Below are 25,091 nucleotides of genomic sequence, written 5' to 3'. Positions count from 1 at the left end.
AGTGCACGAGTCCAGGCAAGGTCGGGGTGACGTTTCGGCGTCGGCAGATTCTCGGCAACCGGATGGGACCGGCGATACCGCCCCCGGTCCCGCTGCCCCCTCCTCTCCCTCGTTCGGTCGGCGCGTGCTCGACGTTCTCGGGGCCTACCTCGCGCTCACCAAGCCGCGTGTCATTGAGCTCCTCCTCGTCGCCGCCATCCCGGCGCTTCTCCAGGCGGACCGCGGCAACGTCCACCTCTCGCTCACGCTCCTCACGTTGGTCGGCGGTTGGATGGGCGCGGCCGGCGCCAACACGTACAACATGGTGGTCGACTACGACATCGACCAGGTGATGAAGCGCACGGAGAAGCGCCCACTGGCCCGCCACGCGGTGACACGCCGTGCGGCGTTCATCTTCGCGACAACCCTGACCGTCGGTTCGATGCTGTGGCTCGGGCTCCTCGCCAAGAGCTGGCTGGCGGCGGGATTCATCCTGGCCACGGTGCTGTTCTACGTCCTCGTCTACACGATGGTCCTCAAGCGACGCACCTGGCAGAACGTCGTGTGGGGAGGCGCGGCTGGATGCATGCCGGTGCTCGTGTCGTGGGCCGTGATCGCCGACAACCTTCCCGACGGCCAGGACGCCAACTGGTGGCAGGCGATCGTCCTGTTCCTCATCATCTTCTTCTGGACTCCGCCGCACACGTGGGCGCTGTCCATGCGGTACAAGGAGGACTACAAGGCTGCCGGTGTGCCGATGCTGCCCGTGGTCAAGACGCCGATCGAGGTCACCCGGCAGATCCTCATCTACACGTGGGTCACGGTGCTCGTCACGTTCCTGCTCATTCCCGCCGCCGGGTGGATCTATGCGGCAGGCGCGGTCGGCTTCGGCGCCTGGTTCATCATCATGGCCCACCGCCTCCATGCGGGCGTCAAACGCGGCGTCGAGGTAAAGCCGCTCGCACTGTTCATCCTCTCGAACAATTACCTCGCCGCCGTTTTCGTCGCGCTGTCCGTCGATGCGGTCCTCGGCCTCCAGACGGTCTCCGGGTACCTATCCTGACGTCGGATGTCCCGGCACCCATGGGTTCCGGGAGCTTCTGGTGCCGGAACCGGCTTGCCCGCCTCCCGTATTCGGGTCACGCCAGTGGGTCGAGGACGATCGACCCGGTCGTAGCGCGCGATTGCAGTGCCCGGTGCGCGCGGGCCGCTTCGGACAGCGGGAACGTCGCCCCCACGTCCAGCGTCAGTTCACCGCGAGCGAGAGCCCCAAGCACGTCGCCGGCACGGTCGAGGAATTCCTCGCGAGTCGAGATGAAGTGTGCCAGCGTCGGCCTCGTGAGCTGCAACGAACCTCCGGAATTGAGCCGCTGGATGTCGAATGGAGGCACCGGCCCCGAGGCCGCGCCGTAGAGAACCATCGTGCCCCGGGCGCGCAGGCTCGCGAGCGAGTTGTTGAACGTGCTGGCTCCGACGCCGTCGAAAACCGTCGCCACTCCGCCGTCAGACATCCGTTTGATGGTTTCCGGGCTCGCGTCCTCGTACCGCAGCACCGCTTGTGCGCCCCGAGCTCGCGCGATGTCGGCTTTGTCCTCGGTGGAGGTCGTAGCAATGACCTTGAATCCGTTGTGCACGCACATCTGGATCAATAGCTGCCCGACGCCACCTGCTCCGGCGTGGACGAGCACGTAGTCCCCGGGGACCGCGCGGTGGGTGTCGTTCACAAGATAGTGCGCCGTCATTCCCTGCAAGAGCGCGGAGGCGGCGACCTCGTCGGACAGTTCGTCGGGAACCCTGACGGCGTGAGCCGCCGGGACCCGCACGTATTGCGCATAGCTCGACTCCGCGCGGCACCAGGCGACACGGTCGCCGGGCGCGAACTCGGACACGCCGGTACCCACGGTCACCACGACGCCGGCACCCTCATCGCCGGGGATGTACGGGGTCTCGCGCGGGTAGAGGCCTTCGCGAAAATACGTGTCGATGTAATTGACTCCGATGCGTACGGGGCGCACGAGAAGCTCGCCGATTCCCGGCTCGGGATCCTTGACTTCCGCGTACTCGAGAACATCGGGTCCACCGTGGGAGAAAACGACTATTGCATGCATAGTTCAAGTATTGCCCGTGGCGAATCGGGTTTGCCACTACCGGCCGGTAAGATAGCCGCCATGACTTCCTCGCAGGGCAGCGGCAAACTGCAACTTCACTCGCGATATGGGCAGGGCCCGAAGGCAAGGGCCGAGGGCAACATTTCCTTGTCCGGTGGCACTTCCGGAGGTACGGACCCCGTCGAACAGGCGGCCGGCTCCGCCGACGATACGACGTTGTCGGTGGATGACGCCGGAGGCAGCACCTCCCACGACGACGCGGAAGGCGCCGCGCAGGACGAGCAGCCGGCCACCGACACGGGCACCACCGAGACAGCGGAGAGTTCCGCCGACACCACGGATTCGGGTAGCGAAGGCGGCGGGCTCAAGGTCGGTGCCCCGGCGTCTGAGTCTGCCGAGAGCGCGGGCGGCAAGCTGCAACTAGGCTCCTCGCGCGCCAAGGCGCCCGGCGGTGGGGCCAACACGCTCGCTCCCGCCGGCGGCGCGGGCGCCGCAAATAGGTCGGCCGCAGATGACGCGACCGCGACTTCTGCGGACGACGCGCCTGCAGCGGAGGCGCCGAATGAGCCGACGCCCGAGGAGCCGCAGGCCGGCGCGAAGGACGCACCCCGGGAGGAGAAGACTTCCGGCGCCCCGGCATCGGGCGGCGGTCTTTCACTTGGCGGCAGTTCCAAGGCAAAGGCGCCGGGCGGCGGCGCCAATAAGCTCGCGCTCGGAGGCGCTGCGGCCGCTGCTGGCGCAGGTGCCGCGGGAGCTGCGGCTGCCGCCTCCAGCTCGGCGAGCGACGGTTCCGAAGCTGATTCCGATGCGAAGGCCGCAGAGGCCGAATCGTCCGCCGCCGATTCTGCTGGCACTGGAGGACAGGCTGACACGACCGAGGAGAAGAAGACTTCGGGCGCCCCGGCCGCGGGAGGCGGGCTCAAGCTCGGTGGCGGCTCAAAGGCGAAAGCGCCCGGCGGCGGCTCGGGTGGCCTCAAGCTAGGCGGCGGTACTGCCGAAAAGTCTTCGCCCACCGAGGACGACGCGGCGAAAGAGGCGTCTGCGGATACCGAGAAGCCCGCTGCGGAAGAGCAGCAGAAGGTCGCACCGAAGAGCAGCGGCGGCTCGGGCGGCCTAAAGCTAGGCGGCGGTTCGAAGGCCGCTGCACCGGGCGGTGGCTCGGGCGGCTTGAGCCTCGGTGGCGGCACGTCCGAGGCGAGCGCGCCAGAGGACGAGGGCGACAAGCCCACCACGGACGCTACCGCGGAGGAGAAGGACGACAGCTCGGCGAAGACTGCAGCCGCTGCGACCGCGACCGGAGGCGCCGCCGCAGCCGCGGGCGCTGCCACAGCTTCCTCGTCTTCGGACAAGGAAAATACCGCGGAAAAGGAGCCTGAGGCGCCGGCCGAGCCCGAGGGACCGAAGGCGCCGGAGAAGACCGTGAAGAACGTCAAGAAGTTCATCCGTGCTCATGGGGATTCGGCCTTCGTCGTCATCCAGCCTGTCGGTCGACGAGGAGTACGCCTGTCCCTCGTCGGAGATGATGGCGTGCTCGGCGATCAGTTCGTCGACACCCTTGAGCAGGCCCACGCGGTCCTCGAAGCCGTACCGGCGCTCGAGGAGGACGATTGGTCGAAGAAGACGACGCTCAAGGTCGATGTTCCCGCGGGCCACTGGAAGAAGATGGCGGGTTCGTCCAAGCTCGTCTAGACGAACTGGACTCGCCCCAGCACAGGAAAATGGCCCGGCGCGCACGCCGGGCCTTTTCTGCTCTCAGTGGTGGAGTTCGGTCCTCCCCAGCGCGCTTATTCGACGGCCGAGAGCGCTGCGCTGCGCGAGCGACCCGAAGCCCACAACATGCCCGTCAACGCGGTGACAATACCTGCTCCGGCCACGTGCGCGACGACGAGCACCTCCGGCACGCCCATCCAGTACTGGACGATTCCGATGAGCCCCTGGCCGAGTACGCCGATGGCCAGATAGATGGCGCGGCGCTTGACGAGTCGCTCCGTGCCGACGGCGTAGAGCGCGAATATCAGCCCGATAACCAGCGCGAGGTACGCGAGCATGAGCTCGCCGTGGATATGGGCGAGCAGGTCGATGTCGATCTGGAGGCGTTCGTGCGCGCCGACCCGCACATCGCCGGCGTGAGGCCCCGCCCCGGTGACCAGCGTGCCTGTGACCAGTACGGCGGCGAGGGCGACGCCGGAGAGTAGCGTGAGGAGGCGCAGCGGCGTCCCCACGGTGCGCCGGACCGTTTCATCGTCGTCTTCGCGGATCCGGGCGAACAGAATCGACGCGAACCAGACCAACGCCAGCGACGGGATGAGGTGCAGGGCGACGGTCCACCACAGTAGACCGGCTAGCACGGTGATACCGCCGACGATGCCCTGGGCGAGAATGCCGAACGGCATGATCCAAGCGAGCAATCGCAGATGCTTGCGCCGTCCCGCGCGCAAGACGGCGAGTAGGAGAGCGATGGACACCGCCGTAAGCACGAAAGTAAGTGTCCGGTTGCCGAATTCGATGAGCTGGTGAATCCACGGCGCCGCGCCGGGCACCGGAACGAAGCTGTCTCCGTTGCATCGGGGCCACGTCTCGCAGCCGAGTCCGGATGCGGTCACTCGGACCGTGGCACCGGAGGCCATGATCCCGATCTGGCAGATCAGGTTGACCAGGGCCAGCCACCACTGGATTCGCAGACTCGGCTCGGGCAACCGCATCAGTAGCGAGCGGGCCTTACCCCCTGGGTCTCGCGCCTCGGCGGCGGAATCGGGGGAGGGTCTTGCGTCCGACTGGCTCGTGCTGCTCACGCCTACCAATTGTATTGCCGGGGCCGCCGATCCCAGCATTTGGGTGGAGCAACACTCCATTTATGACGTCGGAGGTGGAACCCTGGCGGACCTGCCGCGATTTCGCCTAGGTAAACGAGAAGAAGCGGGAGGCAGCCGTCACCCCGAGAAGCGACCACGCCGCCAGCACGATGAGCTCCATCGCCGGCATGCTCCCGGCAAGCGATTCGCCGATCCCCGCCGTCAGCGCATAAGAGGGGACGAGGAGCAGGACGTTGTGCACCGAATCGGATACCTCGACGATGCCGGTAGCGAGCCCGGCGAAGCCGAGGAGAACGAACCAGATGAGGTTCGCCAGGCCGAGGGTGATCTCGGCCTTGAGCGTGCCACCGAGCAGCAGCCCGAGGCTGCAGAACGCCGTGACACCGAGTATCACCGGGATGAGCGCGAGAAGCAGGCCGCCGAGCGAGGGGCGCCAGCCGAGAAGCGCGGCGATGATCCCGAGAATGACCAGTTGGCCGAGAACGATGACGAGGACGGCGGCGACCTTGCCGCCGACGATTATCGAACGGGGGAGAGGTGTGCCGCCGAGGCGTTTGAGCGCACCATAGCGGCGATCGAAGCCGACGGCGATGGCCTGCCCGGTGAAGGCGCTCGACATGATCGCCACGGCGAACACGGTCATCACAGCGTGGTCGACCCGCGGATCCGGGATGGCGTCGCCTCCGAACATCGTGAGCCCGAACAACAGGGCGGCCGGGATGAACAGGGCGAGGAGAAGTTGTTCGCCGTTGCGCACGAACAACGAGACTTCCATCTTGGTCTGGGAGCGCAGCATCGCTGCGCGGGTGGCCGGCGCCGAGGGGTTGGAGAATGTTCCGGCGGGGAATAGCTCGCTCATCGAAGATCCTTCCCGGTGAGCTCCAGGAAGACATCTTCCAGGGAGCGTTCGTGGCGCCCGATTCTCTCGATCGCCATATCGTTGGCGGCGAAATGCGCGCAGGCGGCGGCGAAGATCTCGGGGGAGGAAGCTCCATCGATGCTGATCTCGTTGGCCCTGTTCCCGCCACGTACGCGCACATCAAAGTTGCTCAGGGCATCGGCGAGGCGTTCCAGCTCGCTTGCAGCCACGTCGTCATGGAAGCTCGCCACCACGCCGTCGTTGAGCCCGAGCGACGAAATCTGTTCGGGCGATCCGGTGGCGACGACACTGCCGCGGTCGATGATGACGACAGAATCGGCAAGTTCGGCTGCCTCGTCCATGAGGTGCGTGGTGAGCAGTACCGCGACGCCGTCGCGCCTAAGCGCGCGAACGAGCTCCCACACGGCGATGCGCGACTGCGCGTCGAGCCCGGCCGTGGGCTCGTCGAGGAAGACCAATTCCGGTTTACCGACGATGGCGCAGGCGAGTGAGAGGCGTTGTTGTTGTCCGCCGGATAGCCGGCGATACGGGGTACGGCCATGTTCGCGCATGCCGAGTGTGTCGAGCAGCCAGTCGACGTCGATCGGGTCTGCGTAGAACGAGGCGATGAGCCGGAGCATCTCCTCCGTGCGGGAGGCCGAGTAGGCGCCGCCACCCTGCAGCATCATCCCGACCCGGGCGTGTACCCGTTCGCGGTTGGCGATGGGATCGAGACCGAAAATCGATATCGAGCCCTCGTCGGGGGCGATGAACCCCTCGCACATCTCCACTGTCGAGGTCTTTCCTGCGCCGTTCGGCCCCAGGAGCGCCATTACCTCTCCGCGGTGGAGATCCAGATCGATTCCATCTACCGCAGTGGTCTCGCCGAATCGGCGAACCAGCCCGCGGGCACGCAATGCGAGAGTCTCGTCGGCCTTGGTCACGCTGTCGATGGTATGTCCTCGCGTGCGCGAGCCGAGCCACCGCCCTGCGCGATCCGGTCCAGGCGGAGATAGCCCGGTCGCCAGGCGCAAAGAAGAATTCCGATGGCGAGCACGATCACCGTGGCGACCCAGGCGCCAATCGTCACCGCCGGAGGCGGACCGTATCCGGGCGGGAGCACGAAGCACGCGAGCAACGCGGAATACGCGATGACGAGAAGGCGGAATCGCCACGCCGAAACCCACGCCGCGAGCGGGACCATTGCCCATAGCGCGTACCAGGGCTGGACGACGGGGAACATGAGGACGATCCCGAGCAACGCCAGACCCATCCCGCCGAGGGGGTGGAGATGCCCCTTCCACACGACCCAGAGAAGCCATAGCGTCCATAGTCCGGCGACAAGCATCCCGCCGGTCTGCGTGATTGCCAGTACCTGCTCGGTGTGGTCGCCGAGGCCGAGTATCTGCCCCAGCGCGCCGACGATGACTCCGAACGCCGTGGGTAGCGAAAGCCAGGACCGCACGGCAGTGGCCGCGCCGAGCTTGGTCAGCCAACCGAAGCCCGAATCGGTCACAGCCATCGCAATGAGGGTCGTCGCGATCGACAGGACCGCCATGACCCCCACCGCACGAAGGAACGCGCCCCAACTCGTACCAAGACGGCGGGCGAGAGCGATACCGACGAACCCGAGGGCGACGGCGACCGGCAGCTTGACCATCGCCGCCGCCGTCACCAGCACGGTTCCGGCGACGAACAATGCATACTCGCGTGCGCCCCACGGGCCGAGGTGATCGGTGGCGCGCAGAACCGCGACGAGACCGACGCCGAGGAACCCGAGCATCACCGATTCGCTATGGATACCGCTGACGAGATGGAAGAGCACCAGCGGATTGCCGACACCAAGCCACAGCGCGGCGACGTCGGACACCCCGCAGCGGCGCGCGAGTCTCGGGATAGCCCAGGCCATCGCAATAATTCCGAGCACCGCGAAGATTCGGTGAATCGCCAGGCCCGCAACGACATTGTCGCCGGTGATCTCGAAGACGAAGCGTTCGATCGCAAGGAAGGCGGGGCCGTATTGGTTGGCCGTCTCCCGCCACATGGTCGGGACGTTGATCGTGAGCGGGTGGTCGACTCCGAGCGCCGCCACCGGCCCCAGCGAATACGGGTCACCCAGCACTTCCGCCATCGCCCCGTGGGCGAGATAACTGTAGACGTCCTTGGAGAACATCGGGGGAGCGACGGCCAGGGGGATGGCCCACGTGGCGATGATCCGGTCGAGTTCGAGCCTCCGGAGCGTGGGGAGCGGCCTTCCGCGGAACGAGCGCCCCAGCGCGTAATAGCCAAGCGCAAGCCAGCACAACGTGAGCGCGACCATGCCGATCATCGCGATTGTCATCGAACCTTGCTGAACCCGTAGCAGGAATCCGACGACGCGTTCTCCCTGCGCCGGGTTCTGCAACACCGGCAATGCTCCGGCGCCCACCGCTCCGAAGGCCATGAGCATCGATGCCGCAGTGCCCAGCAGCCGGAGCCTCGCTACTCGGATGGCGCGGATTTCGTCGAGTGGTTGATGAGCGTGCTCGGACGTCGCAATTCGCGAGGTTGCCGCGCCGAAGGTCGCCGAGGCGTGCCCGATCCTCTCGCCCCACCGAGTGGCGATGCTCCGCCTTCCTGGGTGGGCGCTCATGGGGGTAACGCTCGGGGGTTCGCCCGATGCAGGCACCGCTGACGCGTGGATCGGCGGTTGTTTCTCCACGCGTCTACTCCTTCGCTACTTTCCGCACACCGCAGACACTCCGTGCCGCGACGATTGCCCACTACACGAGGGCGTTCGGTGACTCACTCCCGTACGTGTTCTCCGCTACAGCATAGTTTTCCGTATGACGTCGGAGCCCGGATTCGCTCGGCCCACGGCGCCGAGCGTCTCCTTTTCCGGGGTGGAATTATTTACGAAACACATGTGTTGCGTAATGTAGAGAGGCGTGAGGAGGTGAGTTGATGTCTGTCGCACCTATTGCACCCGAAAGTAAACCCGATTCGTCATCGAGCGGGGACGCCGGGGCGGGTACTCGAGAGAAAATTCTCGGACATCTGCTTCGGCATCCGGATTCGACGGCTGCGGAAGTTGCCCAGACGCTGTCCCTCACTCCGACGGCGGTTCGCCGCCACCTGGAGAATCTCGCAGAGGAGTCGTTGGTAGAAACGATTCGTCGGCCTGCGGGAGGACGTGGGCGCCCGGCGCGAGCCTGGCGGATCACCGCTCGGGGCCGTGGCCTGCGTGGCGATTCCAATGGGCAACTCGCTCTCGGTGCCATCGAGGCGCTCCGCGAGGCGGGTGGCTCGGAAGCGGTATACACGTTTGCTTCACGTCGTTTCGAGGCTCTGGTCGCCGAGGTCGAGCCGGCCTCGGGCCCCGACGATGTCGAACGAGCGGCGAGAGATCTCGCGACTGCATTGTCGGAGGCGGGCTACGAGGCGACGGTGGACGAGTCCATTGCCGGGGTGCAGCTTTGTCAGCACCATTGCCCGGTCTGGGATGTCGCATCGCACTGCCCGGAGTTATGCGCCGCAGAGCAGGACGTGCTCGAGGTCAAGCTCGGTACACACATCCAACGTCTCGCGACATTGGCCGTGGGTAACTGTGCGTGCACCACGAACATCCCCGTCGCAGACGTCCGACCGGAGGAGGACCGCGATGGGCGCTAGCCTCCCGAATTGGACGTTCTGACCACAAACCTGCACGATTTCCCTGATTGACCAACGTCGGTGGCGCGACTGCCCTTGCACCTACTGACGTAATAACCGAAAGGACGAGGTCGAATGACTCTCAGCCAGGACCAAGTGTCGGCCGAGACAACAGAGCGCGAATTGACCACAGACGAGGAAATCATCGATTCGATCGGTGCTTACCAGTTTGGCTGGCACGACAGTGACGCCGCCGGCGCCGCCGCCCAGCGTGGCCTCTCGCAGCATGTTGTTCGCGATATCTCGGACAAGAAGTCCGAGCCCGAGTGGATGCTCGAGGCTCGCCTCAAGGCGCTCCGAATCTTCGAGAAGAAGCCGATGCCCACCTGGTCGGCCGACCTCTCCGGTATCGATTTCGACAACATCAAGTACTTCGTCCGGTCCACGGAGAAGCAGGCCACGAGTTGGGAAGAGCTCCCCGAGGACATCAAGGCCACGTACGACAAGCTCGGCATCCCGGAGGCGGAGAAGCAGCGCCTCGTCGCCGGTGTCGCCGCACAGTACGAGTCCGAGGTCGTCTACCACCAGATCCGCGAGGACCTGGAGAGCCAGGGCGTTATCTTCGTCGACACCGACTCGGGCCTGCGCGAACACCCCGAGCTGTTCAAGGAGTACTTCGGTTCGGTGATCCCGGCCGGTGACAACAAGTTCTCCGCGCTCAACACCGCGGTGTGGTCCGGCGGTTCCTTCATCTACGTCCCACCGGGCGTCCACGTGGACATCCCGCTGCAGGCCTACTTCCGCATCAATACCGAGAACATGGGCCAGTTCGAGCGCACGCTCATCATCGTCGACGAAGGTGCTTACGTGCACTACGTCGAAGGGTGCACCGCTCCGATCTACAAGTCCGACTCTCTGCACTCGGCGGTCGTCGAGATCATCGTGAAGAAGGGCGGCCGCTGCCGCTACACGACGATCCAGAACTGGTCGAACAACGTGTACAACCTCGTCACCAAGCGTGCACGCGCCGAAGAGGGCGCAACGATGGAATGGATCGATGGCAACATCGGTTCCAAGGTCACGATGAAGTACCCGGCGGTGTGGATGACCGGCGAACACGCCAAGGGAGAGGTCCTTTCCGTGGCGTTCGCCGGTGAGGGACAGCACCAGGACACCGGTTCGAAGATGGTGCACCTCGCGCCCAACACCTCGTCCTCGATCGTCGCCAAGTCCGTCGCCCGTGGCGGTGGACGCTCGGCGTATCGCGGCCTGATCCAGGTCAACCCGGGCGCCAAGGGCAGCAAGTCCACGGTCAAGTGTGATGCTTTGCTGGTCGACAACGTCTCCCGGTCGGACACCTATCCGTACGTCGATATCCGCGAGGACGACGTGACGATGGGTCACGAGGCGACGGTGTCCAAGGTCTCCGACGACCAGTTGTTCTACCTCATGAGCCGCGGGATGGACGAAGACGAGGCTATGGCCATGATCGTCCGCGGTTTCGTCGAGCCGATCGCGAAGGAACTCCCGATGGAGTACGCACTTGAGCTCAACCGTCTGATCGAACTGCAAATGGAAGGATCGGTGGGTTAATCCATGGCAACGACTGAACAGGCCACCGATCTCGTGCCGGGTAAGGTCAACGGCGCCACCGCAGGGAAGGAATTCGACGCATCGCTCACCAAGGGCGACGTGTTCACCTCCCGCGACGTCGACGCCTTCGAGGTGCCTTCCTTCAAGGACGAAATCTGGCGCTTCACCCCGCTCAAGCGACTTCGCGGTCTCCACGACGGCAAGGGCGTCGAGGTCACCGGCTCGGTCGGACTCACGGTGGCCGACAACGACGGCAACCCGGTCGACGGCGTCAGCGTCGAGAACGTCACCACCGATGATCCCCGCATCGGGGAGGCCGGCGAGCCCCGCGATCGCGTGCAGGCCCAGGCCTTCACCTCGACCGACACCGCGACGATCGTGACCGTCGCCAAAGAGCGCGAGCTCGAGACGCCGGTCGTCGTGAAGATGACGGGCCCGGGCGAGGACAAGGTCGCCTTCGCCCACACCCAGATCCGAGTCGAGCGATTCGCCCGCGCGATCGTGGTTCTCGACCAGGTCGGCAGCGGAACGATCGGGGAGAACGTCGAATTCATCGTCGAGGACGGCGGCTACCTAGAGGTCATCACCGTGCAGGACTGGGAGGACGATGCCGCCCACCTCGCCGGTCATCACCTCAAGGTCGGTCGGGACGCCCGCGTGCGCTACACCGCCGCATCTTTCGGCGGCGAGCTGATTCGCGTATCCGCCGACGGCCACTTCACCGCCCCCGGCGGAGAGATCGAGATGTTCGGCCTCTACTTCGCCGACGATGGGCAGCACATCGAACACCGCCTACTCGTCGATCACGACACCCCGAACTGTCGCTCGAACATCATGTACAAGGGCGCACTTCAGGGCGATAAGGCGTCGAAGCTTCCCGATGCCCATGCGGTCTGGGTTGGCGACGTGCTCATTCGCGCGGCTGCCACCGGCACCGACACATACGAGCTGAACCGTAACCTCATCCTCACCGACGGCGCTCGTGCAGACTCCATCCCCAACCTGGAGATCGAGACGGGTGAGATCGAGGGCGCGGGCCATGCGAGTGCAACCGGTCGATTCGATGACGACCAGCTGTTCTACTTCCAGGCCCGCGGCATCCCCGAAGACGTCGCGCGCCGACTCGTCGTGCGCGGCTTCTTCGGCGAGGTGATCGCAAAGATCTCCGTCAAGGATGTTCGTGAGCGTCTCGCGGAATACGTCGAGGACGAGCTCGCGCTCGTCGGAGTCTAGGCAGCACCTCTATTTAGCGGCCCCCGCCGATAGTTGTCGGCGAGGGGCGCCACGAAACTACTTATCGAAAGCGATTGATCTCATGTCTACATTGGAAATCCGCGGGCTGACCGCGCGAGTGGCAGCTACCGACGAGAACGAGGAAGCGAAGGAAATCCTCAAGGGCGTCGACCTGACCATCAACTCCGGCGAGACCCACGCAGTGATGGGCCCGAACGGTTCCGGCAAGTCCACGCTGTCCTACGTCATCGCCGGCCATCCCAAGTACGAGGTCACCGGCGGCACGATCACCCTCGACGGTGAAGACGTGTTGTCGATGAGCGTTGACGAGCGTGCGCGCGCCGGGCTCTTCCTCGCGATGCAGTACCCCGTCGAGGTTCCCGGCGTGTCGATGTCGAACTTCCTGCGCACTGCCGCGACAGCTGTCCGCGGCGAGGCGCCGAAGCTGCGCCACTGGGTCAAGGAAGTCAAGTCCGCCATGAACGACCTGAAGATCGACCCGAACTTTGCCGAGCGTTCGGTGAACGAGGGGTTCTCCGGCGGCGAGAAGAAGCGCCACGAGATTCTCCAGCTCGACCTTCTCAAGCCGAAGATTGCTGTGCTTGACGAGACCGACTCCGGGCTCGACGTGGATGCGCTTCGGGTCGTCTCCGATGGCGTCAACCGCTACAAGGAGGGTGAGAACGGCGGCATCCTGCTGATTACGCACTACACTCGCATCCTCCGCTACATCAAGCCCGACACCGTCCACGTGTTCGCCGATGGCCGCATCGTCACCTCCGGCGGTCCCGAGCTCGCCGACGAGCTCGAAGAGCACGGCTACGAGCGCTACACCGACGAGGCGAAGGCATAGGTACGACGTTGTCCTCAGCACTGGATATCACCAAGATCCGCGAGGACTTTCCGATACTGTCGCGCACGGTGCGCGATGGAAAGCCCTTGATCTACCTGGACTCGGGCGCCACATCGCAGCGCCCGCGGCAGGTGCTCGACGCCGAGTACGAATTCCTCACGACCTCGAATGCGGCGGTCCACCGAGGCGCGCACCAGCTCGCCGAGGAGGCGACCGACGCCTACGAGGATGCGCGTGAGGCGCTCGCCGGCTTCGTCGGCGCCGATGCCGATGAGCTCGTGTTCACCAAGAATGCGACCGAGGCTCTCAACCTCGTGGCGTTCGTCCTCGGCGACGACCGCTTCGAGGGGCACCACGTCGGCGAGGGCGACGAGATCGTCATCTCCGAACTCGAGCATCACGCCAACCTCGTGCCGTGGCAGGAGCTCGCCCGCCGCACGGGCGCGACTCTCAAATGGTTCGGGCTCACCGAGGACGGTCGCATCGACCTCGATTCGCTAGAGCTCACCGAGCGCACGAAGGTCGTCGCGTTGACGCACCAGTCGAACGTCACCGGCGCGGTTCTCGATGTGGCCCGTGTCGTCGACATGGCACAGGCCGTCGGGGCGCTCACGGTGCTCGACGCCTGCCAGTCGGTTCCCCACATGCCGGTCGACTTCCACGCGCTCGGTGTCGACTACGCCGCTTTCTCCGGGCACAAGATGCTCGGCCCCTCCGGCGTAGGCGTCCTCTACGGCCGTCGTGAGCTGCTCGCGCAGATGCCGCCGTTCCTCACAGGCGGATCGATGATCGAGACGGTGACGATGGAGGGTACGACATTCGCCGCACCGCCACAGCGGTTCGAGGCGGGAGTGCCCATGACGTCGCAGGCCGTCGGTCTCGGGGCAGCAGTGCGCTATTTCGAGCGCATCGGAATGGATGCGGTCGCGGCGCACGAGGCCGAGCTCACGGCGCGGGCCCTCGAAAAGGTGTCCGCCATCGACGGTGTGCGCATCGTCGGGCCGACGGACACCACCGCTCGTGGGGGCGCCGTGTCGTTCGTCGTCGACGGTGTCCACGCCCACGACGTCAGCCAGGTGCTCGACGACCGCGGCATCGCGGTGCGAGTCGGACACCATTGCGCGTGGCCACTGCATCGCGCCTATGGAATAAGTTCGACCGTCAGAGCGTCATTCGCGGTGTACAACACACTTGACGAGGCTGATGCGCTGGCAGAAGCTGTAGTCGCGGCGCAAGACTTCTTTGCAGTGAGGTAGGGGATATGAAGCTCGAGCAGATGTATCAGGAAGTGATCCTCGATCACTACCGCAACCCGCAGCTTTCCGGCCTCCGCGAACCCTTTGGCGCAGAAGTCCACCACGTCAATCCGACGTGCGGGGACGAGCTCACGCTTCGCCTGGAGCTCGGCCCGGACGGGCAGACCGTCGAGGATATCTCCTATGAAGCGCAGGGCTGCTCCATCTCCCAGGCATCGACGTCGATGATGGCAAGCCTCCTCGTGGGCAAGCCCGTCGACGAGGCGCTGGAGATTTTCGACGGCTTCCACGAGATGATTTCCTCCCGCGGAAAAGTCGACGGCGACGAGGACCTGCTCGACGATGCCGTCGCCCTCCAAGGGGTGTCCCAGTACCCGGCGCGCGTCAAGTGCGCACTGCTGGGTTGGATGGCCTTCAAAGACGCACTTGTCCAGCAGCAACAGTAGTCACCACAGGAGTGATCGAAAATGACTGACGCCACGCAGCAACAGTCCGGTGAGGACGTCGCTACCGACGCCGAGACCGCGCAGGACGACACGATGTCCTACAACGGCGAGTTCCGACCCGCAGCCGACCGCACCGAGCAGAGCCCCGAGGACCTCGAGCTCGCCGCGGATGTCGAGGAGGCGATGCGCGACGTCGTCGACCCCGAGCTCGGCATCAACGTGGTCGATCTCGGCCTCGTGTATGACATATGGATTCACGACGGCAAGACCGCCCGTGTCGACATGACGCTCACCTCGGCCGCGTGCCCGCTCACGGACATGATCGAGGATCAGGCGCACAGCGCGGTCGTCGACGACGGGCCGTGCGATGAGCTCGAGCTCAATTGGGTATGGATGCCGCCGTGGGGTCCGGAGAAGATTACCGACGACGGACGCGAGCAGCTCCGCGCGCTCGGCTTCACGATCTGATCCCACTCAGATCGACTCGGGGACTCGTCTTCCCGGAACCTCGGGAAGCTACCGCCCGAGAAGCGCCGCGCGTGCCACCGCCGCACGCGTGGCGTTTGTCGTATTCCACCACTGCGACGCCATGGCCATACCGGTCGGTAGCGCCTTCGAGCTCCGGTCCAGAAACGCGAGTTGACGCCGCACGTCCAACGCGGCGAAGCCAGCGAACATTTCCTGTAGCGCCGGACCTTCGAGCGCCAGGAGGGCACGCAATCCCAGGCGATGCAACGCCCTCGTCCCCACTCCCGTAGAGGCGGGGATGGGGCGTCCGGCCGCGAGCGCATCAGCTGCACTCTCCGCGCTCCGCAAGATTTCCCCGACGCTGTACCCTGTGGCCGGGTGCCCAGCCGTGCCCGCCGTGCCAAAAGTCTCCAATCCGGCAGGCCGAACCGCGGGCAACACGGGGAATCGCACCTTCTCGGTGGCTAGCACGCCACGGGACCGCTCGATCTCGTCCGGATCAGCAAAGCCTTCTGCTCTGCCCGCAGTTCCGGGTTCCGGCGAGGCCCAGCCGAGCCGCTGGTGGAGGCGCTCGCGCAATCGTGCGATGGTCAGTGCCGGCGCTCCCACGAGGTCGGTTTCCTCGAGCAGCATCCTGTCGCCGGGCAGGTTAACGGCGTAGAGAAAGCTGGGCTTGGCGGGCGACCCAAACGCGTCGGTGCGCCAATCCATGAGGCACCCGGCGCCGCCAGGCAGATACTCGCGAGCGTGCTGTGCCGGCAGGACGACGCCGTAGGCGGTCTGGCACGCGGCTGCCGCGGGGTCGGCACGCAGGTCGGGCGGGACGGCCCCCCGGCAGTCGATGACGCGTGTGCCCTGCGCTGCGAGGGCGCCCAGGTCGGCGGTCGCGAGTACCTCCTCCGACGTCATACGGGGAGGGCAGACTGCAGCGAGGGCGCACTGTAAGGCAGCAGTGTCGACGACGACGTAATCGGCGGCGATGAGCCCGAATTGCGGCGAGGCTCCGGATCGGCGCGGCGCAATGAGGCGCGGGCGAGGCGTCGTGGAGAAGGGGACGCCGGAGAGCTCGGGAAATGCGGCGCAGGCGCGTTCCCACTGGTGGTGCCACATGCCGTAGGTCGCCGACCACGTCCGCCCGGGATGCGCCTCCACGGTGCGCACGGCGAGGCCGCGGCGAGAACATGCCGCCGCGAGGGCAAGGCCTGCGGGACCGAGGCCGGCGATGAGGATGTCGGGAGTGGACATATCGCCCACCACAGTAGCCGGGCGATCGGGCGGGTTTCTCAGTTCGCCTCGCGGGCAAAGCGGCCGGTAAGGTGGCCCGTTGGCCTATCGGCTCGATTTGAAGGGGACGGCGCTTTCACGTGATCACCATCGACGATCTTGAGGTACGCGCAGGTGTGCGCACCCTGCTGCACATGGACGGCCAGACGCTGCGTGTGCAACCGGGGGACCGCATCGGGCTCGTCGGTCGCAATGGTGCCGGTAAGACCACCACCATGCGCATCATCGCCGGCGAGGGGGAACCCTACGGCGGCGAGGTCACGTCGACGAGTGAAATCGGCTATCTCCCGCAGGACCCGCGCGAGGGCAACATGGACCAGACGGCGAAGAACCGCGTGCTCTCCGCGCGCGGCCTCGACGACCTGATGGCCAGGATGTCTCTCGAGCAGGAACGGATGGCAGACGAGTCCGATCCGAAGCGGCAAGAGAAGGCTGTTCGCCGTTTCGGCAGGTACGAGGAGGAGTTCTCTGCACGCGGAGGCTACGAGGCCGAGAGCGAAGCCGCCCGAATCTGCGCCTCGCTGGGGCTTGAGGACCGCATCCTCGAGCAAAAGATGGGCACCCTCTCCGGCGGACAGCGTCGCCGCGTCGAACTCGCGCGCATCCTGTTCGCCGCGTCCGAAGGTGGCGGCAAATCGGCGACGACGCTCCTTCTCGACGAACCGACGAACCACCTCGACGCCGATTCGATCAACTGGCTACGCGATTTTCTCGCCAAGCACGAGGGCGGACTCATCATCATCTCCCACGATGTCGAGCTGCTCGAGGACGTCGTGAACAAGGTGTGGTTCCTCGACGCCGTTCGCGGCGAGGTCGATGCCTACAATCTCGGCTGGAAGAAGTACCTTGAGCAGCGCGCCACCGACGAGGCACGGCGCCGTCGCGAACGCGCGAATGCTGAGAAGAAGGCCGCGACACTGCGAACACAGGCCGCCAAACTCGGCGCGAAGGCGACGAAGGCCGCCGCCGCCAAGCAGATGCTCCGGCGTGCGGATTCGATGATCGATAACCTCGAGGAGGAGACGGTCGCCGACCGCACCGCGCGCATCGCATTCCCGAAGCCGGCGGCGTGTGGCAAGACTCCGCTCTTCGCGAAGGGCCTGACCAAGATGTACGGCTCGCTCGAGGTGTTCGCCGGCGTGGACCTCGCGATCGACAAGGGATCGCGGGTCGTCGTGCTCGGCTTCAACGGTGCGGGCAAAACGACACTGCTCAAGCTGTTGGCCGGGGTCGAGCGCACCGACGGAGAAGGCGGCATCGTCTCGGGGCACGGGCTGCGTATCGGTTACTTCGCGCAGGAGCACGACACTCTCGATATGGACGCCACGGTGTGGGACAACATCCGGCACCTCGCTCCGGATGCCGGCGAGCAAGACCTGCGCGGCCTTCTTGGCGCATTCATGTTCTCCGGCCCGCAACTCGATCAGCCGACCGGTACCTTGTCCGGCGGCGAGCGCACGCGTCTGGCCCTCGCCGGTCTCGTCTCGTCAGCGGCGAATGTGCTGCTGCTCGACGAGCCGACGAATAACCTCGACCCGATCTCCCGTGAGCAGGTGCTCGACGCCCTGCGCACCTACGAGGGCGCCGTAGTCCTCGTCACCCACGACCCGGGCGCTGTGCGAGCGCTGGAGCCGGAGCGGGTCATCGTCTTGCCCGATGGCACCGAGGATCTGTGGAACGACGAATACATGGAGATCGTCGAACTCGCCTGACTCTGTTCGCCCCGGGTATGACGCCGGACGCGCCGATACTGCGCGCCGGCCGGCGCCTTATTCGGAGGTTCGCACCGATTGTTCGACGAGGTCGAGGACCTCTTCGGCGATCTCCACGTCGCCGCCCGAAGCAAGGTGCGAGATCAGGCCGTCGAGCACCATGTCGAGGTAGGTGAACATCACTTTGTCGGACACGTCTGTGCGAACGCGTCCCGATTCCTTCTGCGTGACCAGACGCGCGGTGGCCGCTTCGTCGATGAGCTTCTGGTGATCGGCCCATTTCGCGCGGAAGTCATTGTCCGTACGGACGCGGCGCGCGACCTCGAGTCGCGTGCCGAGCCACGAATAGTCCTCCGGGGAAGCGAGCAGATTTCGCATCACCTGTACGAGCCCGTCTTCAGCAATGGTGTCGCGCATGGATTCGGTGTCACGGCGCGCCAGTTCGAGAAAGAGCGCGTCTTTATCTGCGAAGTGATGGAAGATCGCGCCACGAGAAAGTTCGATGGCCGCCTCCAGCCTGGAGACCGTCGCACCCTCGAAACCGTATTCGGCGAAGCACGTTCGGGCTCCTGCGAGTATTTGCTCTCGGCGGAGTTCCATGTGGTCGGGGGAAACCTTGGGCACGGTGGTCCTTTCCGGCAGCAGCAAAGTGACCGGACCTTGGTGTGGTGCGCCCGTGGGCGCGAGAAGGACTGAGATACCCCTGATACTCCACGGGCGGGCCGCATTGCGCGGCCCGCCCATGAAGTAGCAGCGGGGCGCGGGTACCGGGAGCGAACTACCCGGCACCTGCACCACGTTCGAGCGTGTTAGCTCTTGATCATGTTGCGCAGAACGAACTGCAGGATGCCGCCGTTGCGGTAGTAGTCGGCCTCACCGGGGGTGTCGATGCGCACGTCGGCGTCGAACTCCACGGTCTTGCCGTCTTCCTTGGTGGCAACGACCTTGACGGTCTTCGGCGTCGAGCCGTTGTTGAGCTCCTCGATACCGGTGATGTCGAAGGTCTCGGTGCCGTCCAGGCCGAGTGAGCCGTGGGACTCGCCCTCCGGGAACTGAAGCGGGATGACGCCCATGCCGATGAGGTTCGAGCGGTGGATGCGCTCGAAGGACTCGGCGATAACCGCCTGAACGCCGAGGAGGCGCGTGCCCTTGGCAGCCCAGTCGCGCGAAGAACCGGTTCCGTACTCCTTGCCACCGAGAACCACGAGCGGGATGTCCTTGGCCGCGTAGTTCTGCGCGGCGTCGTAAATGAACGCCTGCGGTGCTCCCTCTTCGGTGAAGTCGCGGGTGTAGCCGCCCGAGACGCCGTCCAGCAGCTGGTTCTGGAGACGAATATTGGCGAAAGTACCGCGAATCATGACCTCGTGGTTACCGCGACGGGAACCGAAGGAGTTGTAGTCGCGGCGCGCGACACCGTTGGCGTCGAGGTACTGCGCGGCAGGAGTGCCCGGCTTGATCGTCGAGGCGGGGGAGATGTGGTCGGTGGTGACCGAGTCGCCGAGCTTTGCGAGAACGCGAGCGCCCTTGACGTCGGAGACCGGAGTCGGCTCGAGCTCCATGCCATCGAAGTACGGCGCCTTGCGCACGTAGGTCGACTTATCGTCCCACTCGAAGATCTTGCCCTCGGGGATCGGCAGATTGCGCCAGCGATCATCGCCGGCGAACACGTCTGCGTACTTCTCGGTGTACTCCTTACGGGAGATCGACGCCTGAATCGTGGTCTCGATCTCTTCGGTGGAGGGCCATATGTCCTTGAGGAAGACGTCGTTGCCGTCGGAGTCCTTGCCGAGCGAATCGGACTCGAAGTCGAAGTCCATGGTGCCCGCGATCGCATAGGCGATGACGAGCGGCGGCGACGCGAGGTAGTTCATCTTCACGTCCGGGTTGATGCGCCCCTCGAAGTTGCGGTTACCGGAGAGAACGGCGGTCGCGGTGAGGTCGTTGTCCTGGATGGCCTTGGAGATGTCCTCGGGCAGCGGTCCGGAGTTGCCGATGCAGGTGGTGCAGCCGTAGCCGACCAGGTAGAAACCGAGGGCCTCGAGGTCCGGCCAGAGACCGGCGCGCTCGTAGTACTCGGTGACGACCTGGGAACCCGGGGCCATGGAGGTCTTGACCCATGGCTTGGCTTTGAGGCCCTTCTCGGCGGCCTTACGGGCGAGCAGGCCCGCGCCGATCATCACCGACGGGTTCGAGGTGTTCGTGCACGAGGTGATCGAGGCGATCGTGACGATGCCGTGGTCGAGGACGACGTTCTCGCCGTCGTGCTCGAGCGCGGTCGGATTCGACGGGCGCCCCTCGGCGCCGACGGAAGCGTCGGCGACGATCGCATCACCCTCGGAGAACGAGAGCTTCGCAGCGACCGGGTTGCTCTCCGGCTCCCCGCCCTCGGCGGCCATCTTCGCCTTCGCGGCGTCGGCATCCTCGGTGTCGGAGACGTAATTGTGGATGTCCTTGCGGAAGGTCGCCTTCGAATCGGACAGCTCGATGCGGTCCTGCGGGCGCTTCGGGCCGGCGATCGAGGGGACAACCGTGGACAGGTCGAGCTCGAGGTACTCGGAGTACTTCGGCTCCTCGGACTCGGGATCGAGCCACATGCCCTGTTCCTTGGCGTAGGCCTCGACGAGCGCGAGCTGGCTCTCGTCGCGACCGGTCAGGCGAAGGTAATCGATGGTGACGTCGTCGATCGGGAAGATCGCGCAGGTCGAACCGAACTCCGGCGACATGTTGCCGATAGTGGCGCGGTTGGCCAGCGGCACGGCGGCAACGCCGGCGCCGTAGAACTCGACGAACTTGCCGACGACGCCGTGCTGGCGGAGCATTTCGGTGATCGTGAGCACGACGTCCGTCGCCGTCACGCCCGGCTGGATCTCGCCGGAGAGCTTGAAGCCGACGACGCGCGGGATGAGCATCGAAATGGGCTGGCCAAGCATCGCGGCCTCGGCCTCGATTCCGCCGACGCCCCAGCCGAGCACGCCGAGGCCGTTCTCCATGGTCGTGTGCGAGTCGGTACCGACACACGTGTCGGGGTACGCCTTCCCGTCGCGGACCATGATCGAACGAGCGAGGTACTCGATGTTGACCTGGTGGACGATACCGGTGCCCGGGGGGACGACCTTGAAGTCATCGAACGCGCCCTGACCCCAGCGCAGGAACTGGTAACGCTCGCCGTTGCGCTGGTACTCGATCTCGACGTTGCGCTCGAAGGAGTCGCTGGCGCCGAAGGCCTCGATGATGACCGAGTGGTCGATGACCATCTCGGCCGGCGCGAGGGGGTTGACCTTGTCCGGGTCGCCACCGAGGTTCTTCACGGCCTCACGCATCGTGGCGAGGTCCACGATGCAGGGCACGCCGGTGAAGTCCTGCATGATGACGCGGGCGGGCGTGAACTGGATCTCGGTGTCCGGGTTCGCGCTCGGATCCCAATTCGCCAAGGCGTTGATGTGGTCGGAGGTGACGTTCGCGCCGTCCTCGGTGCGAAGCAGGTTTTCGGCGAGGACCTTCAGGGAATAGGGAAGCGATTCCGTTCCCGGTACGGCCGAAAGGCGGTAGATCTCGTAGCTGTCGTCGCCAACCTCTAGGGTTCCGCGAGCGTCGAAGCTGTTCTGGCTAGCAGTCACGTCGGCTCCACTCGTTGTTCGATTAGTTTCGTGTGCATCTCCCGGGCAGGGAAGACGCGGAGGCAAAGCCGCCACCTTCGGCGAGGGCCGAAGAGGCGTTCGCAAGCACCAATACTATTGTGTACCCACTTACCTCACGCTGCCGCCCAACCTACCAGTACGGCCGTTATATTTAAAGTCGTCGGCGCCGGCGTGTCGGGCGTGCGCGACCGATCATCGACGTCATCGACGGCGCGCCGAACCTTCCAACGCGGCAACGTCGTGGCACGATACGGGCGTGGCAGATTTAGAAAATATCCCCAAGGCGGACCGCCCCCCGATGCCGCTGCTCGGCGACGATTGGATGGAGTGGGCGCAGTTCGATGAGGTTAATGCGGATTTGTCTGCCGGAAACATCTCGGCCCCCGACGAGTTGGTCGAGGGGCTGGAGCCGATCGTCGACCACGCCGCGAGCAATGGGGTGGACCTCAACATCGTCATCACCGACCAGGAGGTCGGGGTCTATTCGCAGGCTCGCGACATGGCGACTCGTCTGTCCAACGACCACGAGGGCACGATCGTCGTGTTCACCCCCGATTACGTGGGATCTCATTCGGATTCGATTTCGCGCTCCGTCCTCGAGTCGGCGCAGGACGATGCCTATCGGGAGGACCATCCCATCGAGGCGGCAGCCGTTTTCGAAGCACGGATCACCCAGCCGGCTCCGCCTTGGGGACTCTACGCGACCGGGACGGTAGTACTCATCATCGTGCTCATCGTCGTATTCGTGCTGGCGATCAAGCGACGCGCCCAAGGCCAGTAGCCTGGCCGGTAGGGTGGCGCAAGACCGCGAAGAACTAAGGAGCACTCGTTTCGTGACAGACATATCTTCAAGCTCGTCCAGCTCACGTTCCTCCGGCGAGGATGACGCCAAGGTCCTGGAGCAGTTGCTCTATCAGGTCAAGAAGGTCATCGTCGGCCAGGACGCGATGCTCGAGATGGTTCTCGCGGGATTGCTCGCTCGCGGTCACGTTCTTCTCGAGGGCGTGCCCGGTGTGGCCAAGACCCTGACGGTCGAGACGTTTGCGAAAGTCATCGGCGGATCGTTCTCCCGTCTGCAGTTCACGCCCGACCTGGTGCCCTCCGACATCGTCGGCACGCGCATCTATCGCCAGGGGAGTGAGACCTTCGACGTCGAACTCGGACCGGTGATGGCGAATTTCGTGCTCGCGGACGAGATCAACCGCGCTCCGGCGAAGGTGCAATCGGCGCTCCTGGAGGTGATGGCAGAAGGGCATGTCTCCGTCGGCGGTAACACCTTCGACGTGCCCAAACCCTTCCTCGTGCTCGCGACCCAGAATCCGATCGAAAACGAGGGCGTGTACCCGCTTCCCGAAGCACAGCGTGACCGCTTCCTCTTCAAGCTTGTCGTCGACTATCCCTCCGCCGAGGAGGAGCGCGAGATCGTCTACCGGATGGGTAGCACGCCGCCGGAGGCCTCCCAACTTCTCGATACCGTACAACTCGGCGCGATGCAGGCTCGCGTGCGTGAGGTCTTCGTCCACCATTCCTTGATCGATTACGTCGTGCGCGTCGTCGAGGCGACGCGCACGCCCGAGCAGTTCGGGCTGAATGATGTATCACGGTGGCTGTCCTATGGAGCTTCTCCTCGTGCCACCCTCGGCGCTATCAGCGCAGCTCGTGCAATCGCGCTCATCCGCGGCCGCGATTACGTGGTTCCTCAGGACGTGGTTGACGTCTTGCCGGCCGTGCTTCGCCACCGTCTCGTACTCACCTATGACGCACTCGCGGACGAGGTCGATGCCGAGTCGATCATCGGCCATGTCCTCTCCTCGGTTCCGCTCCCACAGGTGTCGGCCTCGGGCGGGCCGAATCCGGTCCAACCCCAAGCGCCCGCCGCGCCTGTGGGTGGACCCGGGCAATCCGTGCCCGGTCCAGGATATTCGCCGCAACCCGGAACCGCCCCCGCGGCTCCTCGCCCTGAGTCGGGCCCGCAGCACGCCGCCCACAACCGCCCGAACACCTGGGGACAGCAGGGCCCGCAGCAGAATTCGCAGGACTAGGGCTTCATGCGTTCGACTCATTCCGAGGAAGACCGGGAAACGCCACCGCACGGTCGAGACAAGGTATTGACCTCGGCGAGCACCCGGGCTCGCATAGCCCGGCTCGAACTGACGGTGTTGCGCAAGATCGACGGTGTCCTGCTCGGTAACTACCAGGGTTTGATTCCCGGACCCGGATCGGAGCCCGGGGAGAGTCGGGAATATCAGGTAGGTGACGATGTCCGCCTCATGGACTGGTCGGTCACCGCGCGCACCACGGTTCCTCACGTGCACCAGACCATTGCCGATCGGGAATTGGAGACCTGGCTTCTCGTCGATCTGTCCCCATCCATCGACGCGGGAAGCCATGTCGACGAGAACGGCGAGGTCGTCACCAAGCGCGACCTCGCGCTCGCCTCGGCCGCGACGTTCGGACTGCTGGCTTCTACCGCGGGCAACCGCGTCGGCGTGGTGATCGTCGGTGGCGCGGACCCCGTGATCGTCCCCCCTTCGGCCGGCAAGGAACACGTCCGCAGCATTCTGGAGCTCGTTGCGACGACGCCGTCCGCCGTCACAAACGACGACGATACGGACGATGAGGACGCAGCACAGGCTGCGCGAGGCTCGAGCCAGAATTCCGGACGCGGCACCGACAACCGGGCTCAGTCCGGCGGTATTCGCGCGAGGGCGGCGCGCGCCTGGAAAAGGATTCGGCCGCCCAAGACCGACCGCCAGGCACCGCACAAGGACTCCGCGCTCGAACGCGGTGCAACGGCGCTTCGCGGTCTCGCGCGCCGGCGAGGTCTCATCGTCGTGATCTCCGATTTCCTCGGAGAAATGGACTGGGAGCGCTCGCTGCGGGTACTGGCGACCCGCCAACAGATAGTCTCGGCGCGGCTCACCGATCCGCTTGACGTCGCACTGCCGCAAATCGGAAACGTCTCGCTGCGCGATCCGGTCAGCGGGGAAGTGCTCGACGTGGATGTCACCGCAGAGCAGGCCGCGAACTACCAGTTCGCGGCGAGGCGCCATCGCCGGGAGGTCGTCACCGCTCTGCGACACTGCGGTGCACCGATCCTCGCGCTGCGCACCGACCGTGATTGGGTTCGCGACGTCATCGAATTTGCCGAGATGCGCAGGCGTGGCGCCTTCCCCGACGGCGAACGTACGCTCGCCGATCTGGAGATGAGCCGATGAA

The 25,091-nt window shown here is 65.3% G+C and carries 21 protein-coding genes; 13 read left to right on the top strand and 8 right to left on the bottom strand.

Translation table 11 applies throughout. From position 1 onward, the window contains the following. Nucleotide 1: 1 nt before the first annotated feature. Nucleotides 2-1,042 (top strand): heme o synthase, encoded by a 1,041-nt coding sequence (locus BJL86_RS08405; RefSeq protein WP_082908279.1) that lies wholly within the window; start codon nucleotides 2-4, stop codon nucleotides 1,040-1,042. A 76-nt stretch (nucleotides 1,043-1,118) separates the two neighbouring features. Here BJL86_RS08405 and BJL86_RS08400 read toward each other — a convergent pair whose 3' ends face one another. After that, entirely contained in the window at nucleotides 1,119-2,087 is a 969-nt protein-coding gene (locus BJL86_RS08400) for a quinone oxidoreductase family protein (protein ID WP_067471089.1), read from the bottom strand. Nucleotides 2,088-2,147: 60 nt separating this feature from the next. Between BJL86_RS08400 and BJL86_RS17585 the strand changes: the two genes are divergently transcribed. Continuing rightward, complete coding sequence (locus tag BJL86_RS17585) at nucleotides 2,148-3,776, top strand: hypothetical protein (RefSeq protein WP_067471091.1); 1,629 nt, start codon at nucleotides 2,148-2,150, stop codon at nucleotides 3,774-3,776. Nucleotides 3,777-3,871: 95 nt separating this feature from the next. Here BJL86_RS17585 and BJL86_RS08390 read toward each other — a convergent pair whose 3' ends face one another. From BJL86_RS08390 to mptB, 4 genes are all read right to left on the bottom strand, one after another. Further along, a complete protein-coding gene (locus BJL86_RS08390; RefSeq protein WP_331710363.1) occupies nucleotides 3,872-4,879 on the bottom strand; it encodes a COX15/CtaA family protein in 1,008 nt (335 codons plus the stop codon). 106 nt (nucleotides 4,880-4,985) lie between these two features. Continuing rightward, nucleotides 4,986-5,759 (bottom strand): ABC transporter permease, encoded by a 774-nt coding sequence (locus BJL86_RS08385; RefSeq protein ID WP_067471095.1) that lies wholly within the window; start codon nucleotides 5,757-5,759, stop codon nucleotides 4,986-4,988. Beyond that, nucleotides 5,756-6,712, bottom strand: coding sequence for an ABC transporter ATP-binding protein (locus tag BJL86_RS08380; RefSeq protein WP_414836050.1), 957 nt, complete (start codon nucleotides 6,710-6,712; stop codon nucleotides 5,756-5,758). The genes BJL86_RS08385 and BJL86_RS08380 overlap by 4 nt, the downstream gene beginning before the upstream one ends. Beyond that, entirely contained in the window at nucleotides 6,700-8,391 is a 1,692-nt protein-coding gene (gene mptB / locus BJL86_RS08375) for a polyprenol phosphomannose-dependent alpha 1,6 mannosyltransferase MptB (RefSeq protein WP_067471100.1), read from the bottom strand. The genes BJL86_RS08380 and mptB overlap by 13 nt, the downstream gene beginning before the upstream one ends. 311 nt (nucleotides 8,392-8,702) lie before the next feature. Here mptB and BJL86_RS08370 point away from each other — a divergent pair, with 311 nt between their 5' ends. The 7 genes from BJL86_RS08370 to BJL86_RS08340 all read left to right on the top strand — a co-directional run bounded on the left by BJL86_RS08370 (nucleotide 8,703) and on the right by BJL86_RS08340 (nucleotide 15,238). Beyond that, nucleotides 8,703-9,410, top strand: a complete 708-nt coding sequence (locus tag BJL86_RS08370) for a helix-turn-helix transcriptional regulator (RefSeq protein ID WP_067471102.1) — start codon at nucleotides 8,703-8,705, stop codon at nucleotides 9,408-9,410. 114 nt (nucleotides 9,411-9,524) lie between these two features. Then, nucleotides 9,525-10,982, top strand: a complete 1,458-nt coding sequence (gene sufB / locus BJL86_RS08365; protein WP_067471104.1) for a Fe-S cluster assembly protein SufB — start codon at nucleotides 9,525-9,527, stop codon at nucleotides 10,980-10,982. Between the two features lie 3 nt (nucleotides 10,983-10,985). Beyond that, nucleotides 10,986-12,215 carry a Fe-S cluster assembly protein SufD gene (gene sufD / locus BJL86_RS08360; protein WP_082908280.1) on the top strand — a complete coding sequence of 410 codons (1,230 nt, stop codon included), beginning with the start codon at nucleotides 10,986-10,988 and terminating at the stop codon, nucleotides 12,213-12,215. A gap of 82 nt (nucleotides 12,216-12,297) precedes the next feature. Further along, nucleotides 12,298-13,068 carry a Fe-S cluster assembly ATPase SufC gene (sufC, locus tag BJL86_RS08355; RefSeq protein ID WP_067471106.1) on the top strand — a complete coding sequence of 257 codons (771 nt, stop codon included), beginning with the start codon at nucleotides 12,298-12,300 and terminating at the stop codon, nucleotides 13,066-13,068. A gap of 8 nt (nucleotides 13,069-13,076) precedes the next feature. After that, the gene (locus BJL86_RS08350; RefSeq protein ID WP_067471108.1) at nucleotides 13,077-14,324 is read left to right on the top strand and encodes a cysteine desulfurase; all 1,248 of its coding nucleotides are present in this window, start codon (nucleotides 13,077-13,079) and stop codon (nucleotides 14,322-14,324) included. A gap of 5 nt (nucleotides 14,325-14,329) precedes the next feature. Then, nucleotides 14,330-14,770 carry a Fe-S cluster assembly sulfur transfer protein SufU gene (sufU, locus tag BJL86_RS08345; protein WP_067471110.1) on the top strand — a complete coding sequence of 147 codons (441 nt, stop codon included), beginning with the start codon at nucleotides 14,330-14,332 and terminating at the stop codon, nucleotides 14,768-14,770. A 93-nt stretch (nucleotides 14,771-14,863) separates the two neighbouring features. Continuing rightward, nucleotides 14,864-15,238, top strand: coding sequence for a metal-sulfur cluster assembly factor (locus tag BJL86_RS08340; RefSeq protein WP_231887091.1), 375 nt, complete (start codon nucleotides 14,864-14,866; stop codon nucleotides 15,236-15,238). Between the two features lie 48 nt (nucleotides 15,239-15,286). Here the strand turns inward: BJL86_RS08340 and BJL86_RS08335 are convergent, their stop codons facing one another. Then, complete coding sequence (locus tag BJL86_RS08335) at nucleotides 15,287-16,483, bottom strand: lycopene cyclase family protein (protein WP_156515173.1); 1,197 nt, start codon at nucleotides 16,481-16,483, stop codon at nucleotides 15,287-15,289. Nucleotides 16,484-16,602: 119 nt separating this feature from the next. On the opposite strand from BJL86_RS08335, the gene BJL86_RS08330 reads away from it, so the two are divergent. Next, nucleotides 16,603-18,234, top strand: a complete 1,632-nt coding sequence (locus tag BJL86_RS08330; RefSeq protein WP_067471116.1) for an ABC-F family ATP-binding cassette domain-containing protein — start codon at nucleotides 16,603-16,605, stop codon at nucleotides 18,232-18,234. Between the two features lie 57 nt (nucleotides 18,235-18,291). Here the strand turns inward: BJL86_RS08330 and BJL86_RS08325 are convergent, their stop codons facing one another. Then, on the bottom strand, nucleotides 18,292-18,858 hold the full coding sequence (locus BJL86_RS08325) for a TetR/AcrR family transcriptional regulator (protein WP_067471118.1): 567 nt from the start codon (nucleotides 18,856-18,858) through the stop codon (nucleotides 18,292-18,294). 185 nt (nucleotides 18,859-19,043) lie between these two features. After that, a complete protein-coding gene (gene acnA, locus BJL86_RS08320; protein WP_067471120.1) occupies nucleotides 19,044-21,851 on the bottom strand; it encodes an aconitate hydratase AcnA in 2,808 nt (935 codons plus the stop codon). Between the two features lie 277 nt (nucleotides 21,852-22,128). Here acnA and BJL86_RS08315 point away from each other — a divergent pair, with 277 nt between their 5' ends. Genes BJL86_RS08315 through BJL86_RS17580 form a run of 3 tightly spaced genes read left to right on the top strand, consistent with a single transcriptional unit; the run spans nucleotide 22,129 to nucleotide 25,090 of the window. Continuing rightward, a complete protein-coding gene (locus BJL86_RS08315; RefSeq protein WP_156515174.1) occupies nucleotides 22,129-22,653 on the top strand; it encodes an Rv1476 family membrane protein in 525 nt (174 codons plus the stop codon). Nucleotides 22,654-22,705: 52 nt separating this feature from the next. Further along, a complete protein-coding gene (locus tag BJL86_RS08310) occupies nucleotides 22,706-23,914 on the top strand; it encodes an AAA family ATPase (RefSeq protein ID WP_075844916.1) in 1,209 nt (402 codons plus the stop codon). Between the two features lie 6 nt (nucleotides 23,915-23,920). Further along, entirely contained in the window at nucleotides 23,921-25,090 is a 1,170-nt protein-coding gene (locus BJL86_RS17580) for a DUF58 domain-containing protein (protein WP_083657630.1), read from the top strand. The last annotated feature ends 1 nt before the right edge of the window (nucleotide 25,091 follow it).

The sequence above is a fragment of the Dietzia timorensis genome (assembly GCF_001659785.1).
In the GTDB taxonomy this organism is placed as follows: Bacteria; Actinomycetota; Actinomycetes; order Mycobacteriales; family Mycobacteriaceae; genus Dietzia; species Dietzia timorensis.
This window is presented reverse-complemented; position numbering and strand designations above follow the sequence as displayed.